Source organism: Kitasatospora sp. NPDC089797 (genome assembly GCF_040684795.1).
GTDB lineage: Bacteria > Actinomycetota > Actinomycetes > Streptomycetales > Streptomycetaceae > Kitasatospora.
Genome location: NZ_JBFBGS010000008.1, coordinates 167,041 through 182,706, shown reverse-complemented (window position 1 = coordinate 182,706; position 15,666 = coordinate 167,041). Strand labels below are relative to the sequence as shown.

The window sequence follows — 15,666 nt, the reverse complement described above, 5'->3', positions numbered from 1 at the left end:
CGGCGTGCCGTCAGGAGGGGCTCAGAAGCACTCGTTGCCCGGGCCGTCGCCGCTCTTCAGCGAGAGGTTGAGGCCGTTCAGCTTGAAGGTGCCGGCCGAGGTGGCCCGCGCGGTCTGCTGGACGCCGCTCAGGTCGGCCTTCTGGGCGGCCTGGGCGAAGCCGGTCGGACCGGTCGGCAGGCCGGCGCCGCCGCCCGCCTTGGTGACGCCCGCGTGCGGGGCCCAGCCCTGGGTGGCCGTGCCCGAGAGGGTGGAGGCGTCGCGGCCGATGTCGATGTTGGTGAAGGTCGCGTCCGCCTTCAGCTGCTCGAGGTCGATCAGCAGGTTGCTGGCTTCCACCGGCTTGTTGGCGTCGGTACCGGCGTGCAGTTGGAGGGTGATCTTGCCCAGGCCGAAGCCGGACAGGTCGGTCACCACCGACTGGCACAGGTTGTTGATGGTGGCCTTGTCGAAGGCCGAGACGGCCACCGGGTGCGGCTTGCCGTTCGCCTCGATGTCGACCGAGCCGAACTGGGCGAAGTTGGTGCCGTGCAGTTCGTCGGTGCTGACCTTGAACTGCTGGCCGGAAATGCTGAACGAGGCGGCGAGCGCGCTGTTGGCGATCGAGACGCCGACCATCGCGGTGGCCGCGACGCTGGGCACCATCACCAGGGCGAAGCGCTTCCAGCGGGTCTTGCCGTAGGTCTTGGACATGCGAGTCCTCCTTCTAGGACGTACATCTCCGGCTCCCCGGCGGCGCGTCCCGCACCGGTGGGGGCCTGGGATGGGAGAGAGCTACGTCCTCGGTAGCGGAGAGCGCCTTGGGCGTCGTCGGACGCGGGAGCCGCCTGCGTACCGCGGCACTCCCGTCCCGGAACCGGCCGTCCTTGCGGGACGACGGGTCGGACCGACGACATCGGCGATCACCCCCGAGCGACAACCGGCGACCGCGCGGGACCGCGCGGCCGGTCGAGGACAGGAACCGCCGTGGGACCGCGGATACCCCCCTGCCCTCCCTACCGCCGACCAGGGGTCGGCGGATCACCCGGTGGGGATCCCGCGCTCCGTTCGGCCGACCGGCTGTCGGCGGGCGTGGAGTCTGGGACCGGGCGTGGCCGATCGTGCTTGAATCCCGGGCGAAGCACAAGAGGTGCCTTACTGACGGGTAATGCAACAGCAGGTGGCGTTGATCATGAGATTGACCCGAGTTGCACCGTGCGTGACGTGTTGAAGGATTCGTGACGACGAAATCCGCCGGAAACACGAACGAAACACCCACGGGTGGTCACTGAAGGTGACCACCCGTGGGTGAAATCAAGATTTGGTAAACCTCTGTCCGGTTGACCGGATTGTCGCCAAATCACCAGGCGACACCGCAGGTCACCCGCTGTGCCAGGCACTCGGTGCCAGGCCCGGGCCCGGTCCGTCCTGACCGGGGATCAGAACAGCACGCGGGCCAGCGCCGTACGGGCCGCGACGACCCGCGGGTCCTCCGGGCCGATCACCTCGAACAGCTCCAGCAGTCGCAGCCGGGCGGTGTCCCGGTCCTCGCCGAAGGTCCGGCCGACGGTGTCCACCAGGCGCCCGAAGGCGTCCTCGACATGACCGCCCACCAGGTCCAGGTCGGCGGCCTGCAGCTGGATCGCGACGTCCTTCGGGGCGGCGGCCGCCGCCGACCGCACGGACTGGAGGTCGAGCCCCTCGACCCGCTGGAGCAGCTCGGCCTGCGCGAGGCCCAGCTTGGCCTCGGTGTTGCCCGGCTGGTCGGCCAGCACGTTCCGGTACGCCAGGATGGCGCCGCCCAGGTCGCCGGCGTCCAGCGCGTCGTGCGCCGCGGACAGGGCCGGGTCCTCGGGCCGCTGCACGACAGCGTCGCCCGGCTCACCGGGCTCGCCCGGGGCGGCCGCGCCGCCGGCCGCACCGGAGATGCCGAAGCGCTGCTCGGCGACCAGGATCAGCTGGTCCAGCACCTTGCGGACGTTGGCGGCGCTCTCCGCACCCTGGAACAGCGGCACCAACTGGCCGGCCACCACGGCCATCACGGCCGGGATGCCCTGGATGCCGAACTGCTGGGCGATCAGCTGGTTGGCGTCCACGTCGATCTTGGCGAGCACGAAGGCGCCGGCGTACTCCTCGGCGAGGCCCTCCAGGATCGGGCTGAGCTGCTTGCAGGGCCCGCACCACTCGGCCCAGAAGTCGATGACGACCGGCACCTCGGTGGAGCGCTGGACGACCTCGGTCTCGAAGGTGTCCTCGGTGACGTCGATGACGAGCTGGTGGGCGGGCTGGGGGGCGACTCCGTCCGCTTCGGCGGCGGCCGCCTGGCGGGCCCGCTCGGCCCGGGCCTGCTCGGCCTTCTGGGCGGCCTCACCGGCCGCCTTCACTGCGGCGAGGTCGACCGCACCGCGCAGGGCGGAGCTGTTGAGACGCGAATTCCGTGGCTGCATGGCACCATCCTCCCCCGTCCGCGCTGCTCGCGGGCACCAACCTCCGGAAGTTCGCTCCGCGCGGGCTGCGCGGTGCGGGTTCCCGGGCGGTGCGCCCCTCCCCCGGTAGCCTGAACCGTTCGGCGCGGATCCCCACCCGCACCCGCGCCGCCCCGTCCCACGGGTGCGGCGCCTGGTTGTCACTGCTTTCGCTACAGGTCGTAGCGTAACTGGAGCCGGTGGCCCGGCCGCAAGCCCCACCGGTGGTTCGGGGACGTGACCTGCCCCACTTTCCCGGTCCGCCCGACTCCCCGAATCGGGGAACAGTCGCTACCGTTACCAGCCCCACCCAGGTTACTTACCAGTAGATCGCAAGGAGACCCGGTGCCGGCCGCCCAGCCCTCCGCGAGCCCGGACGACACCGTCCGCGGCAGCACCCCCCAGGACGACGGCCCGGGGGCGTCCCGGGCCAAGGGCCGCCCGCGCAGCGCCGCCGCCGACCTCGCGATCCTCGACGCCACCCGCGAGGCCCTCGCCGAACTCGGTTGGGGCGGACTGACCATGGGGCACGTCGCCGGCCGGGCCGGGGTCGCCAAGACCACGCTCTACCGCCGCTGGCCCTCCAAGAACGAACTGGTGGTCGACGCCGTCGCCAGCCTCTTCGACGACCTCGTGATGCCCGACCTCGGCAGCCTGCGGGCCGACATCGAGGCCGTGGTGGGCCAGTTCGCCGACCTGCTGGCCCGCCCCGAGACCCAGGCCGCCCTGCTCGCCCTGTTCGCCGAGGGCACCCGCGACCCGCACCTGCGCCGCCGGATCCGGGAGGCGATCGTGGACCCGCAGAAGCGGCTGGTCCGGCAGGGCCGGGCGGCCGCCCAGGCGCGCGGCGAGCTCGAGGCGGACGCCTGCCCCGCGTCGGCCCACGAGGAGGTCGACATCATCTTCGACACCATCGCCGGGACGGTCGAGCACCGGGTGCTGGTCAGCGGCGAGCCGATCACCCCCGAGTGGACCCGCCGCTTCACCGACCTGCTGCTCGGCCCGCTCACCAGCGGCTGAGGGCACGCCGGAGCCGCCGCACGGAGGGTTCCGTACGGCGGCTCCGGTGGTCGCCCGACGGGCGCCTCAGAAGGCGGCGTTCTCCCGGTACGTCCCCCACTCCCCGCGCAGCGCGTCGCAGATCTCGCCCAGGGTCGCCTCGGCGCGGACCGCGTCCAGCATCGGCGGGATCATCGACGCGCCCGAGCGCGCCGCCGCCAGCATGGCGTCCAGCCCGGCCCGCACCGCCGCGTCGTCCCGGGCCGCCTTGCGCTCGCCCAGCGTCCGCACCTGCTCGCGCTCGACCTCGTGGCTGACCCGCAGGATCTCCAGCTCGGGGGTGACGCTGCGCGGGTGGCAGTTGACGCCGACCACGCGCTTGTCGCCCTTCTCGACCGCCTGCTGGTACTGGAAGGCCGCCTCGGCGATCTCCCCGGTGAACCAGCCCTCCTCGATCCCGCGCAGGATCCCCGCAGTGATCGGACCGATCGGGTGCTCCTCCCGGCCCCTGCCCAGGCTGCCCTTGTCCAGGATCTGCTGGAAGATCGCCTCGGCCTGCTGCTCGATCCGGTCGGTCAGCGCCTCGACGTACCAGGAACCGCCCAGCGGGTCGGCCACGTTGGTGACGCCGGTCTCCTCCATCAGCACCTGCTGGGTGCGCAGCGCGATCTCGGCGGCCTGCTCGGAGGGCAGCGCCAGGGTCTCGTCCAGCGCGTTGGTGTGCAGCGAGTTGGTGCCGCCGAGCACCGCGGAGAGCGCCTCGACCGCGGTGCGCACCACGTTGTTGTACGGCTGCTGCGCGGTGAGCGAGACGCCGGCGGTCTGGGTGTGGAAGCGCAGCCACTGCGCCTTGTCGGTCTTGGCGCCGAACCGGTCGCGCATCCAGCGGGCCCAGATCCGGCGCGCGGCACGGAACTTGGCGATCTCCTCGAAGAAGTCCAGGTGCGCGTCGAAGAAGAAGGACAGCCCGGGCGCGAAGACGTCGACGTCCAGGCCGCGGGACAGGCCCAGCTCGACGTAGGCGAAGCCGTCCGCGAGGGTGTACGCCAGCTCCTGCGCGGCCGTCGCCCCGGCCTCGCGGATGTGGTAGCCGGAGACGGACACCGGCTTGTACGCCGGGATGCCCGTGGCGCAGTGCTCGATCAGGTCGCCGATCAGGCGCAGGTGCGGCTCGGGGGCGAAGAGCCACTCCTTCTGGGCGATGTACTCCTTGAAGATGTCCGTCTGGAGGGTGCCGTTGAGCACCGCCGGGTCGACGCCCTGGCGCTCGGCGGCGACCAGGTACATGCAGAAGACCGGGACGGCCGGGCCGCTGATCGTCATCGAGGTGGTGACCTCGCCGAGCGGGATGCCGGCGAACAGCACCTCCATGTCGGCGGCCGAGTCGATGGCGACGCCGCAGTGGCCGACCTCGCCGAGCGACTTGGGGTCGTCCGAGTCGTAGCCCATCAGGGTCGGCATGTCGAAGGCGACCGAGAGGCCGCCGCCGCCCGCGTCCAGGATCATCCGGTAGCGCTCGTTGGTCTGCCGGGCGTTGCCGAAGCCGGCGAACTGGCGGATGGTCCAGGTGCGGCCGCGGTAGCCGGTGGGGTGCAGGCCGCGGGTGAACGGGTACTCGCCCGGCCAGCCGATCCGCTCGAAGCCCTCGACCGGCTGCCCGGGAGCCGGGCCGTAGACCGGCTCGACCTCGTCGCCGGAGAGGGTGGTGAAGTCGGCCTCGCGCTTGCGGGCCCTGTCGTACCGCTGCTGCCAGCGCTGCCGCCCGCGCTCGATGTCCTCGGCGTCCATGGGCCGAACTCCGCTCCGTACGGCCGCCACGGCAACGGGCGGCACAGCTATTAGGACGTCCTACTAATTTACTCGGACGTCCTAGTAGTTGTCGACGGACCCGCCCGGGCAGACCCGTCCGGCGGCCGGGCCTCCCCGGCGGGCGGCCCCGGGAACGCCGAGGGCGCCTCTCCCCGGCGGGGAGGGGCGCCCTGGTGGGAGCGTGCGGTCCGGCTCAGACGCCGGCCGGCTGGCGGGCGCCGCCCGCCGGGAGCTGCTCGGCGGCCTCGCGGGCCACCTTGCGCTCGAAGACGAAGGAGAGGAACGGGATGCAGCCCGCCGCCAGGGTCAGCACCAGCCGGCCGAGCGGCCACTTCAGCTTCTGCCCGAGCAGGAAGGTCACCACGAAGTACCCGATGTACAGGTAGCCGTGCAGCATCGCGACGTAGGTGGTCAGGTCCTCGGCGGTGCTGAAGCCGTACTTCGCGACCATGAAGCCGCAGAACACCAGCAGGGCGGTGCCGGTCGCAATGGCCAGGCCGCGGTACCAGCCCAGCAGGGGGGTCGCCTTCATGATCTTCCTCGCCTCGCTCGGCAGTTTCCGCCGGTACGCCCGGATCCGCGCACCGCTCCCACGAGGGTAGCCGCCCTCACAGCCGCTCCCGAGCAGCCCCCTCGTCCGGATCGGCGAAGTCGCCCGCCGCGACCCGCAGCGGCCTGAGCAGATCGAACACCTGGCGGCACTGGTCGGGGCCGTACTCCTCCAGCCCGAACTCCATCGCCATCAGCTCCCGGGTGGCCTCCTCGACCACCTCGCGGCCGCGCCCGGTGATCGCGGCGAGCACGCCGCGGCCGTCCAGCGGGTTGGGGCGGCGGGCGACCAGCCCGGCCCGCTCCAGGCGGTCCACGGTGTTGGTGACGCTGGTCGGGTGGACCATCAGGCGCTCGCCGACCTTGGAGAGCGAGAGCTCGCCGGTCCGGCTGAAGGTCAGCAGCACCAGCGCCTCGTACCGGGCGAAGGTCAGACCGTACGGCTTGAGCACCGCGTCGACCCGGGAGAGCAGGATCTGGTGGGCGCGCATGATCGAGGTGATCGCCGCCATCGAGGGCACGGTGCCCCAACGGCGGGCCCACAGTTCGTCGGCGCGGGCGATCGGGTCGAAGTCGAGTGCGAGGGGCTTGGCCACCTCCTTACCGTACCGGCGGACGGGACGTGTGCTACCAGCCGTCCTGATGGTGGACAAGCGCGACGCGTGGCGGGAACCCGCCAATCGGACGGCCAGGTCCATACCTGGACATTGCGCCGATGTGAATGGCGGGCAACAGCCGCCCGGCGCACGGGGGTTGGCCGTCGGACGGGCGAACGCCGCACTATCAGGCCCCGATCCGCCCCGGAACCCGCTGAAAGTCCGGGCAAAAAGATCTGTTTTGTCCTTCCGTTCACAATCCCCGTTCTTGGCGGGACTTGGCCAATTCATGAAGAAGACCTGTCATTTGATTTGCTCGATTGTCATGCTTTCCGCCAACCCCGTTCGACCGCCACCACCCCCACCCAACCGGTGGCAGCCGCCCGAACGCCCGGGGTTCACGCACGTCAGTGCCCGTCCCGCCCCTCAGGAGCCGACCCCGGCCCCCGGGACGCGGCGCGACCGCGCCCACACGCGGTTTCCCGGAAGGACTCGTCCGTGAAGCGAAAGCTCGCCGCTGTCGCCGTACTCTCCGCCACCGCACTCCTCACCGGTGTCGTCCAGGCCGGCGCGGCCCAGGCCGGCCCGGCCCCGCACGCCCCGCAGCGTGCCGACCTGCTCGCCCAGGCCAACGGCCAGGCCGCCAAGGTCGCGCACGCCCTGGCCCTGGGCGGCCAGGAGCAACTGGTCGCCAAGGACGTCGTGGTGGACGCCGACGGCACCCGCCACCTCCGCTACGAGCGCACCTTCGCCGGGCTGCCCGTCCTCGGCGGCGACCTGGTGGTGCACCAGAAGGCGGACGGCTCGACCACCGCCGTGGACAAGGCGGTCGGCGCGAAGCTCGCGCTGCCCAGCCTCGCCCCGCAGATACCCGCCGACCGGGCCGCCGCCCAGGCGACCGGCGCCGTGCAGTCCACCGTCGGCATCACCGTCGACGAGGACGAGGCCCCGCTCATCGAGGTGCACCAGGCGGGCAAGGCCGAGCTGGTCGTCTGGGCCACCGACGGCAGCCCGCGCCTGGCCTACCGCACCACCGTCGAGGGCCTGCGCGCCGACGGCACCCCGAGCAGCCAGCTGCTGGTCACCGACGCGGCCACCGGCCAGGTGCTCTCCACCCACGAGCAGGTGCAGACCGCCTCCGGCAGCGGCAAGGGCGTCTTCGTCGGCAGCGTCCCGCTGACCACCACCCAGAGCGGCAGCTCGTACCAGCTGAAGGACGCCACCCGCGGCGGCCAGGCCACCTACACCCTGAAGAACAAGACCTCCGGCAGCGGCACGCTGGTCGCCAACACCACCAACAGCTTCGGCAACGGCCTGGTCTCCAACCAGGAGTCCGCCGCCGTGGACGCCCAGTACGGCGCGGCCGCCACCTGGGACTTCTACAAGAACACCTTCGGCCGCAACGGCATCAGGAACGACGGCGTGGGCGCCGTCAGCCGGGTCCACTACGGCACCAACTACGTCAACGCGTTCTGGAGCGACACCTGCTTCTGCATGACCTACGGCGACGGCGCGAGCAACACCCACCCGCTCACCGCGCTGGACGTGGCCGGCCACGAGATGACCCACGGCGTCACCTCCGCCACCGCGGGCCTCAACTACTCCGGTGAGTCCGGCGGCCTCAACGAGGCCACCTCGGACATCTTCGGCACCATGGTCGAGTGGTACGCCAACCTGCCCTCCGACAAGCCGGACTACCTGATCGGCGAGCAGATCAACATCAACGGCGACGGCAAGCCGCTGCGCTACATGGACCAGCCCAGCAAGGACGGCCGCTCGGCCGACTACTGGTCCTCCTCGGTCGGCGGCCTGGACGTCCACTACTCCTCCGGCGTGGCCAACCACTTCTTCTACCTGCTCGCCGAGGGCAGCGGCGCCAAGACGGTCAACGGCGTCAGCTACAACAGCCCGACGTACAACGGCTCCACCCTCGCCGGCATCGGCCGGGACAAGGCGGCGGCGATCTGGTACCGCGCGCTGACCACCTACTTCACCTCCACCACCAACTACGCGGCGGCCCGCACCGGCAGCCTGAAGGCCGCGGCGGACCTGTACGGCGCGAGCAGCGCCGAGTACAACGCCGTCGCCGCGACCTGGACCGCCGTCAACGTCAAGTGACGCACGGCGGAAGGTGAGCAGGACGCCCGGGGCCCGTCGGAGGGAGGGCCCCGGGCGTCCGCCCGTTCCGGTCGGCGGCGACTCCCGGCCAATCACCGCCGGCGCCCTGTCCATTCCCGACCCGGATTGTCATGCTTATGACCGGGCCCTGCCCCTGGACCACTCCCGGTAAGAAACGGCGACAGGCTGCCGCGGCCCTTTGGGAGAGGAGGCCGTGGCAGCCTGTCGACCGTCCGCCGGAGCGGGACCGGGAGGCGGCGGGGTCAGGCGGTGGCGGGCCGCAGCTCCCCGCGCTCCTCGCGCCCGAGCATCCGCTCCGCGACGAAGCCGCCGAACGGCAGCACCGAGAGCACGAACAGCAGGACGCCGCGCTTGGCGTCCCACTTCTGCGCCTGCCAGGCCTGGATCCAGAAGACCACGTAGAGGATGAACAGGATCCCGTGGACCATGCCCATCACCGGCACCGCGTCGAAGGAGGTGGTCCGCTTCAGCACCGAGCAGATCAGCAGCAGGATGAAGGAGATCCCCTCGGGCGCTGAGATCAGGCGCAGGCGGTGGACGGCGCTGCTGTTCACGTTGGATACCTCAATACGGGGGTCGAAGGCGCGGGCGCGCTTGTGAAGCGACTCACAAGCCTTCCGGCCATTATCACCGAGCACATGTCCGATCCACCGGCCGGGGTGGCCACCGTGCCGGATGTCACAACCGCGCCCCAGAAGGCCGCCGGGCACGGCGGCGCGGCACCCGGACGCCCTATCCTGCTGCCCGCGCGCCCACCGAACCGGGCGTCGCCGGCATCGCACACGGGGGTAGCCACCAACATGTTCAAGCGCGACTGGGACCGCAGGACCTGCGCCAAGCGCGGCCACGTCACCTACCGGCCGACCGAACCCGAGCTGGCCGGCCGGCTGCACGCCGCCACCGCCGTCGGCGAGGCCTGGCGCTGCCTGCGCTGCGGCGACTTCGCGCTCGGCGCCCCGCACGGCTCCGGCCCGGCGGCCGACGCCCCGCTGGTCCCGCGCGGCAAGGCGCTGCGGGACCTCTTCATCCTGCGCTTCCTGGCCGTCGAGCGGGTGCTGCGCGGTGTGGTCATCCTCCTGATGGCGTGGGGCGTCTGGAAGTTCTCCAACAGCCAGGAGGCCGTGCAGCGGGTCTTCGAGCAGGACCTCACGGTCTTCAAGCCGGTCACCGACCACTTCCACTGGGACCTCGACCACGCCCCGATCGTCGAGACGATCCGCAAGACCTTCGGCTATCAGAAGAAGACCCTGCTGATCGTCGCGGGCGCGCTGATCGCCTACGCGCTGATCGAGATCGTCGAGGCGGTCGGCCTCTGGCTCGGCAAGCGCTGGGCCGAGTACCTGACCGTGGTCGCCACCGCCGCCTTCCTCCCGCTGGAGGGCTACGAGCTGCACGAGCACGTCAGCGCGGTGAAGATCTGCACGCTGGCCCTGAACATCGCCGCGGTGCTCTGGATCATGCTCTCCAAGCGGCTGTTCGGCCTGCGCGGCGGCGCGGTCGCCTTCGAGGCGGAGCGCCACTCGGCCTCGCTGCTGGAGGTCGAGGAGGCGGCCGGCACCGTCCCGCACCCCGGCCACGCCCACGGGACGCACGCACGCTCCTGACCCGAACCATTGTCCCGGGCCCGTCACGGTTCGCCCCCGCCCCCTCGCCCGGCCGCCCCCGCGGCGGCTAGATTGCGGCCGTGGCAGAGTTCAGACTCCAGGGATCGCGGGTGCTCGCCGTCGAGTTGGGCGGGGACGCCGTCAAGGCCCGGCACGGCTCGATGGTCGCCTACACCGGCCGGATGACCTTCAAGAAACTGACCGGCGGCGGGGACGGCCTGCGGGGCGTGGTCGCCCGCCGGCTGACCGGCGAGCGGATGACCGTCATGGAGGTGAAGGGGCAGGGCACCTGCTACTTCGCCGACCGGGCCACCGAGATCAACCTGGTCCGCCTCGACGGGGAGACGCTCTACGTCGAGGCGGACAACCTGCTGTGCACCGAGGCCGGCCTGCACACCGGCACCAGCTTCACCGGGCTGAACGGCGTCTCCTCCGGCAACGGCTTCTTCACCACCAAGGTCGAGGGCCGCGGCTGGGCCGCCGTCACCTCCAACGGCCCGGCGGTGATCCTGCGGGTCGACAAGTCCATGCCGCTGCGGGTCGACCCGGGCGCCTACATCGCGCACACCGGCGACCTGCACCGCAGCGTCCGGTCCGGCGCGGGCTGGACCACGGTGATCGGCGAGGGCGGCGGCGAGGCCGTCCAGGTCGAGTTCACCGGCGAGGGCCTGGTGTACGTCCAGCCCTCCGAGCGGACCACCCTCGGCGGTGACGTCTGATGGGCTTCACCCGGATCAACGGGAAGCTGGTCGAGGCCCAGGTGGTGCCCGGGCAGCGGCTGTTCAGCCAGCGCGGGGCGATGATCGGGTACACCGGCGACGTCCGGTTCACCCCGAACATCACCGGCGGGCAGGGCGGGGTGATGTCGATGATCGGCCGGCGGGTCGCCAACGAGGACACCCCGCTGATGACGGTCGAGGGCCAGGGCCGGGTGATGTTCGGCCACGGCGGCCACCACGTCCACGTGATCGACCTGACCGGCGACGCCCTGTTCGTCGAGGCGGACCGGCTGCTCGCCTTCGAGGGCACCCTGCGGCAGTCCACCGTGTTCCTCGGCTCGCAGGGCGGGGTGATGGGCATGGTCCGCGGCCAGGTCAGCGGCCAGGGCCTGTTCACCACCCGGCTGGAGGGCCACGGCTCGGTCGCGGTGATGGCCCACGGCGGCGTCTTCGAGCTGCCGATCACCCCCGGACAGCCGGTGCACGTCGACCCCCAGGCCTACGTGGCGCACCGCGGCGAGGTGCGCAACAAGCTGTCCACGGCGATCGGTTGGCGCGAGATGATCGGCCGCGGCTCGGGCGAGGCGTTCCAGCTGGAGCTGGACGGGCACGGCACGGCGTACGTCCAGGCGAGCGAGGAGAAGCTCTGATGTCCCACCCGCCGCAGCCGCCGTACGGGGGGCAGTCGCCGCACGACCAGCCGACCCAGCCGGGCTTCACGGTGCCGCCGGTGCCGCCGTACTCCGGCCGCGCCTCGGGCCCTCCCCCGCCGCCGCCCCCACCGCCGCCGCCGCCCGGGTACGCCCCGGCACCCGGGCCGCCTCCGCAGCCGCAACACCCGTACGCCCAGGAGCAGTTCGGCGGCACCCAGCCCCCCCTGCCGACCACCCGCGGGGACGCCGGCCCGGTGGTGCACGACGCGTACACCCTGCCGGCCGGCGACAACGTCAACCCGTACGCCTTCTCGGTCGAGCTGAACGGCTCCTACTTCCTGCAGAAGGGCAAGATGGTCGCCTACTACGGCGAGATCACCTTCCGCGGCGTCGGTGCCGGAATGGTCGACCGGGCGCTCGGCCAGCACTTCAACTCGCCGCTGCACGCGGCGGACTGGGTGGTCGCCCAGGGCCGCGGCAAGCTGCTGCTGGCCGACCGCGCCTTCGACCTCAACTCCTACGACCTGGACGACGGCAACCTGACCGTCCGCTCCGGCAACCTGCTCGCCTTCGACCCGACGCTGCGGCTCAAGCAGTCGATCATCCCGGGCTTCCTCACCCTGATCGGCACCGGCCGCTTCGTCGCCGCCTCGAACGGGCCGGTGCACTTCGTCGAGCCGCCGGTCCGGGTGGACCCGCAGGCGCTGGTCGGCTGGGCGGACTGCCCGGCGCCGTGCCACCACTACGACCACGACTACATGCACGGGGTGGTCGGCGGCCTGCGGCGGCTGACCGGCATCGGCGGGGCGTCCGGCGAGGAGCACCAGTTCGAGTTCATCGGCGCCGGGCAGGTGCTGGTGCAGTCCAGCGAGCGGCTGATGACCGAGCGGTCGGTCGGCCGGGTGGACGCCGAGGCGGGGGTGCCGACGGGCGGGGTCCCCTCCCAGCCCGGGCACGGCGCCGGACAGCCGAACACGCCGGGCCTCGGTAACCTGGGCGAACTCGGGCGGCGTTTCGGCCTGTAAACTCGTACAAGATTTAACTAAATCGGCTATGCTGGGCGCATGGATACGCACACGATCGACACTGCGGACAACCCTCCGCCGCAGCCCGAGGGGGAGACTCCCTGGCTGACCGCCAGGGAGCAGCGGATGTGGCGCGCCCATCTGGAGGTCGCCAAGCTGCTGGAGTACCAGCTCAGCCGCGAACTCCAGCCCCACAACCTGGCGATCAACGACTACGAGATCCTGGTCGTGCTCTCCGAGGCCCCGGACCACCGGATGCGGATGACCGACCTCGCGACCGCCACCCTGCAGTCGAAGAGCCGTCTCTCCCACCAGATCACCCGGATGGAGAACGCCGGCCTGGTCCTCCGCCAGGAGTGCCCCAACGACCGCCGCGGCCTCTACGCCCACCTCACCGAACAGGGCTGGGAGACCATGCAGCGGGTCGCCCCGGACCACGTCCGCAGCGTCCGGGCGCACTTCATCGACCGCTTCACCCCGGAGCAGCTGGACGCCCTCCACGAGGCCCTCGCCCCGGTCGCCGACCACCTCCGCAGCCTCCGCGGCCGCGCCTAGTCCGACCCGGCGCACAGCCCGCCGCCCCGCGCTGCGCGGGAAGTCGACCTGGCCGACTTCCCGTGCAGCGCCGGCAGGCCCACGGGGTCACGTGCAGCCGCAGCGGCGGGCCCGGAGCGGCAGGGGCGGCGGGGCCCGGTCAGCCCGTGGTCAGCCCGTGGTCAGCCCGGCGACCAGTCGGTCGGCCGCCCCGTACGGGTCCAGTTCGCCGGCGACGACCCGCTCGGCGAGGCCGGCCAGCTGGCGGTCCCCGGAGAGGTCGCCGATCCGGGCGCGCAGTTCGGCCAGCGCGATCGCCTCGATCTCCTGGGCGGCCCGGCGGCGGCGGCGCGCCGCCAGCTCGCCATGCTCCTCCAGCCAGGCGCGGTGCTTCTCCAGCGCCTCGACCACCTCGTCCACGCCCTCGCCGCGCGCCGCGACGGTCTTGACGATGGGCGGGCGCCAGTCCCCGGCTCCGCGGGCCTCGCCCAGGCCGAGCATGTGGTTGAGCTCCCGGGCGGTGGCGTCCGCGCCGTCCCGGTCGGCCTTGTTGACCACGAAGACGTCGCCGATCTCCAGGATGCCGGCCTTGGCGGCCTGGATGCCGTCGCCCATCCCCGGGGCCAGCAGCACCACCGCGGTGTCCGCCTGGGCGGCGACCTCGACCTCGGACTGCCCCACCCCGACGGTCTCCACCAGGATGACCTCGCAGCCGGCCGCGTCCAGTACCCGCAGCGCCTGCGGGGCCGCCCAGGACAGCCCGCCCAGGTGTCCGCGGGTGGCCATCGAGCGGATGAACACCTCGGGGTCGGTCGCGTGGTCCTGCATCCGGACCCGGTCGCCGAGCAGCGCGCCGCCGGAGAACGGCGAGGAGGGGTCGACGGCGAGCACCCCGACCCGCTTGCCGAGCCGCCGGTACGCCGAGACCAGCGCCGAGGTGGTGGTGGACTTGCCGACCCCGGGCGAGCCGGTCAGGCCCACCGTGTACGCCTGGCCGGTGTACGGCGCGAGCGCCGCCATCGCCTCCCGGAGCTGCGGGGCGGCGTTCTCGACCAGCGTGATCAGCCGGGCGACCGCCCGCGGCCGGCCCTCCCGGGCCTGCTCGACCAGCGCGGCGACATCGATCATCGGGATCTCCTTGCACGGATGTCGGCGGACGGCGGATGCCGAAGGGGCTGCGGACCACTGGTGGCGGTCCGCAGCCCCGAGGGGTTCAGAGGGCAGATCAGGCCTTCGGCACGCGCACGATCAGGGCGTCGCCCTGACCGCCGCCGCCGCACAGCGCGGCCGCGCCGACACCGCCGCCGCGACGCTGAAGCTCCAGCGCGAGGGTGAGCACCACCCGGGCACCGGACATCCCGATCGGGTGGCCGAGCGCGATCGCGCCGCCGTTGACGTTGACGATGTCGGAAGAGACGCCGAGGTCCTTCATCGACTGGTACGCGACGGCCGCGAAGGCCTCGTTGATCTCGATCAGGTCGAGGTCGGAGACCTCCAGGCCCTCCTTGCCCAGCGCGTGCCGGATCGCGTTGGACGGCTGCGACTGCAGCGAGTTGTCCGGGCCGGCCACGTTGCCGTGGGCGCCGATCTCGGCGAGCCAGGTCAGGCCCAGCTCCTCGGCCTTGGCCTTGCTCATCACGACCACCGCGGCGGCGCCGTCGGAGATCTGCGAGGAGGTGCCGGCCGTGATGGTGCCGTCCTTGGTGAAGGCCGGGCGCAGCCGGGCCAGGCCCTCGGCGGTGGTGTCCGCGCGGATGCCCTCGTCCTGCCCGAACAGCACCGGCTCGCCCTTGCGCTGCGGGATGGCGACCGGGACGATCTCGGCCTCGAAGACGCCGTCGGCCTGCGCCTTGGCGGCCCGCTGGTGGGAGGCGGCGGCGATCTCGTCCTGCACCTCGCGCGGAATGCCCAGGCGGGTGTTGTGCTTCTCGGTGGACTCGCCCATCGGGATGTTCTCGTAGGCGTCGGTCAGGCCGTCGTACGCCATCGCGTCGAGCACCTCGACCGCGCCGTACTTGTAGCCCGCGCGGGACTTCGGCAGCAGGTGCGGGGCGTTGGTCATCGACTCCTGGCCGCCGGCCACCACGATGTCGAACTCGCCGGCGCGGATCAGCTGGTCGGCGAGCGCGATGGCGTCCAGGCCGGAGAGGCAGACCTTGTTGACGGTCAGCGCCGGGACGTTCATCGGGATGCCCGCCTTGACGGCGGCCTGGCGGGCCGGGATCTGGCCGGCGCCGGCCTGCAGCACCTGGCCCATGATCACGTACTGGACCTGCTCACCCGTGATCCCGGCCCGCTCCAGCGCGCCCTTGATCGCGAAGCCGCCGAGGTCGGCACCGGAGAAGCCCTTGAGCGAGCCGAGCAGGCGCCCCATCGGGGTCCGCGCACCGGCAACGATCACAGAGGTGGTGTTGGTCATGGGACGGGCCCCTTCGCACGTCGTGGCCAGGTGAGGATGCGCTCAGGGTACTGACCCGTAATCCGCCCGTCACCGGAGCGACGGTGTGATCGAGCGCACTGGCACACTCCAGTCAACACCGTGTCAACGCGGTCCGGGTGAACGTCCGGGTGGGAGCCGGTGTGTGAGCAGGCTCG

Annotated in this window: 15 protein-coding genes; 7 read left to right on the top strand and 8 right to left on the bottom strand. The window is 72.0% G+C overall.

From position 1 onward, the window contains the following. Positions 1 to 21: 21 nt before the first annotated feature. Together AB0O91_RS08905 and AB0O91_RS08900 are read right to left on the bottom strand one after the other, a co-directional pair. Positions 22 to 693 carry a DUF6230 family protein gene (locus AB0O91_RS08905; protein WP_363429429.1) on the bottom strand — a complete coding sequence of 224 codons (672 nt, stop codon included), beginning with the start codon at positions 691 to 693 and terminating at the stop codon, positions 22 to 24. Between the two features lie 725 nt (positions 694 to 1,418). Then, a complete protein-coding gene (locus tag AB0O91_RS08900; RefSeq protein ID WP_363429427.1) occupies positions 1,419 to 2,426 on the bottom strand; it encodes a tetratricopeptide repeat protein in 1,008 nt (335 codons plus the stop codon). Positions 2,427 to 2,912: 486 nt separating this feature from the next. Here AB0O91_RS08900 and AB0O91_RS08895 point away from each other — a divergent pair, with 486 nt between their 5' ends. After that, positions 2,913 to 3,464, top strand: coding sequence for a TetR/AcrR family transcriptional regulator (locus tag AB0O91_RS08895; protein ID WP_363429483.1), 552 nt, complete (start codon positions 2,913 to 2,915; stop codon positions 3,462 to 3,464). 66 nt (positions 3,465 to 3,530) lie between these two features. Here the strand turns inward: AB0O91_RS08895 and AB0O91_RS08890 are convergent, their stop codons facing one another. The 3 genes from AB0O91_RS08890 to AB0O91_RS08880 form a co-directional block, all read right to left on the bottom strand. Continuing rightward, entirely contained in the window at positions 3,531 to 5,231 is a 1,701-nt protein-coding gene (locus AB0O91_RS08890) for a methylmalonyl-CoA mutase family protein (RefSeq protein ID WP_363429425.1), read from the bottom strand. Positions 5,232 to 5,445: 214 nt separating this feature from the next. Further along, positions 5,446 to 5,784, bottom strand: a complete 339-nt coding sequence (locus AB0O91_RS08885) for a DUF3817 domain-containing protein (RefSeq protein WP_363429423.1) — start codon at positions 5,782 to 5,784, stop codon at positions 5,446 to 5,448. 76 nt (positions 5,785 to 5,860) lie between these two features. Then, complete coding sequence (locus AB0O91_RS08880; protein WP_363429421.1) at positions 5,861 to 6,397, bottom strand: MarR family transcriptional regulator; 537 nt, start codon at positions 6,395 to 6,397, stop codon at positions 5,861 to 5,863. Between the two features lie 498 nt (positions 6,398 to 6,895). Between AB0O91_RS08880 and AB0O91_RS08875 the strand changes: the two genes are divergently transcribed. Then, on the top strand, positions 6,896 to 8,515 hold the full coding sequence (locus AB0O91_RS08875; protein ID WP_363429419.1) for a M4 family metallopeptidase: 1,620 nt from the start codon (positions 6,896 to 6,898) through the stop codon (positions 8,513 to 8,515). Positions 8,516 to 8,778: 263 nt separating this feature from the next. Here AB0O91_RS08875 and AB0O91_RS08870 read toward each other — a convergent pair whose 3' ends face one another. Beyond that, on the bottom strand, positions 8,779 to 9,090 hold the full coding sequence (locus AB0O91_RS08870; protein WP_363429417.1) for a DUF3817 domain-containing protein: 312 nt from the start codon (positions 9,088 to 9,090) through the stop codon (positions 8,779 to 8,781). Positions 9,091 to 9,336: 246 nt separating this feature from the next. Between AB0O91_RS08870 and AB0O91_RS08865 the strand changes: the two genes are divergently transcribed. From AB0O91_RS08865 to AB0O91_RS08845, 5 genes are all read left to right on the top strand, one after another. After that, positions 9,337 to 10,140 carry a DUF2127 domain-containing protein gene (locus AB0O91_RS08865; RefSeq protein WP_363429415.1) on the top strand — a complete coding sequence of 268 codons (804 nt, stop codon included), beginning with the start codon at positions 9,337 to 9,339 and terminating at the stop codon, positions 10,138 to 10,140. Positions 10,141 to 10,220: 80 nt separating this feature from the next. Continuing rightward, positions 10,221 to 10,859, top strand: coding sequence for an AIM24 family protein (locus AB0O91_RS08860; RefSeq protein WP_363429413.1), 639 nt, complete (start codon positions 10,221 to 10,223; stop codon positions 10,857 to 10,859). Continuing rightward, on the top strand, positions 10,859 to 11,509 hold the full coding sequence (locus tag AB0O91_RS08855) for an AIM24 family protein (RefSeq protein WP_363429411.1): 651 nt from the start codon (positions 10,859 to 10,861) through the stop codon (positions 11,507 to 11,509). Before AB0O91_RS08860 ends, AB0O91_RS08855 begins: the two co-directional genes overlap by 1 nt. Positions 11,510 to 11,736: 227 nt before the next feature. After that, complete coding sequence (locus AB0O91_RS08850; RefSeq protein ID WP_363429481.1) at positions 11,737 to 12,537, top strand: AIM24 family protein; 801 nt, start codon at positions 11,737 to 11,739, stop codon at positions 12,535 to 12,537. A gap of 39 nt (positions 12,538 to 12,576) precedes the next feature. Then, the gene (locus tag AB0O91_RS08845) at positions 12,577 to 13,092 is read left to right on the top strand and encodes a MarR family transcriptional regulator (protein WP_363429409.1); all 516 of its coding nucleotides are present in this window, start codon (positions 12,577 to 12,579) and stop codon (positions 13,090 to 13,092) included. A gap of 150 nt (positions 13,093 to 13,242) precedes the next feature. Here AB0O91_RS08845 and meaB read toward each other — a convergent pair whose 3' ends face one another. Both meaB and AB0O91_RS08835 read right to left on the bottom strand, forming a co-directional pair. After that, on the bottom strand, positions 13,243 to 14,199 hold the full coding sequence (gene meaB / locus AB0O91_RS08840; RefSeq protein ID WP_363429407.1) for a methylmalonyl Co-A mutase-associated GTPase MeaB: 957 nt from the start codon (positions 14,197 to 14,199) through the stop codon (positions 13,243 to 13,245). Positions 14,200 to 14,296: 97 nt separating this feature from the next. Further along, positions 14,297 to 15,490 (bottom strand): acetyl-CoA C-acetyltransferase, encoded by a 1,194-nt coding sequence (locus tag AB0O91_RS08835; protein ID WP_363429405.1) that lies wholly within the window; start codon positions 15,488 to 15,490, stop codon positions 14,297 to 14,299. Positions 15,491 to 15,666 lie beyond the last annotated feature (176 nt).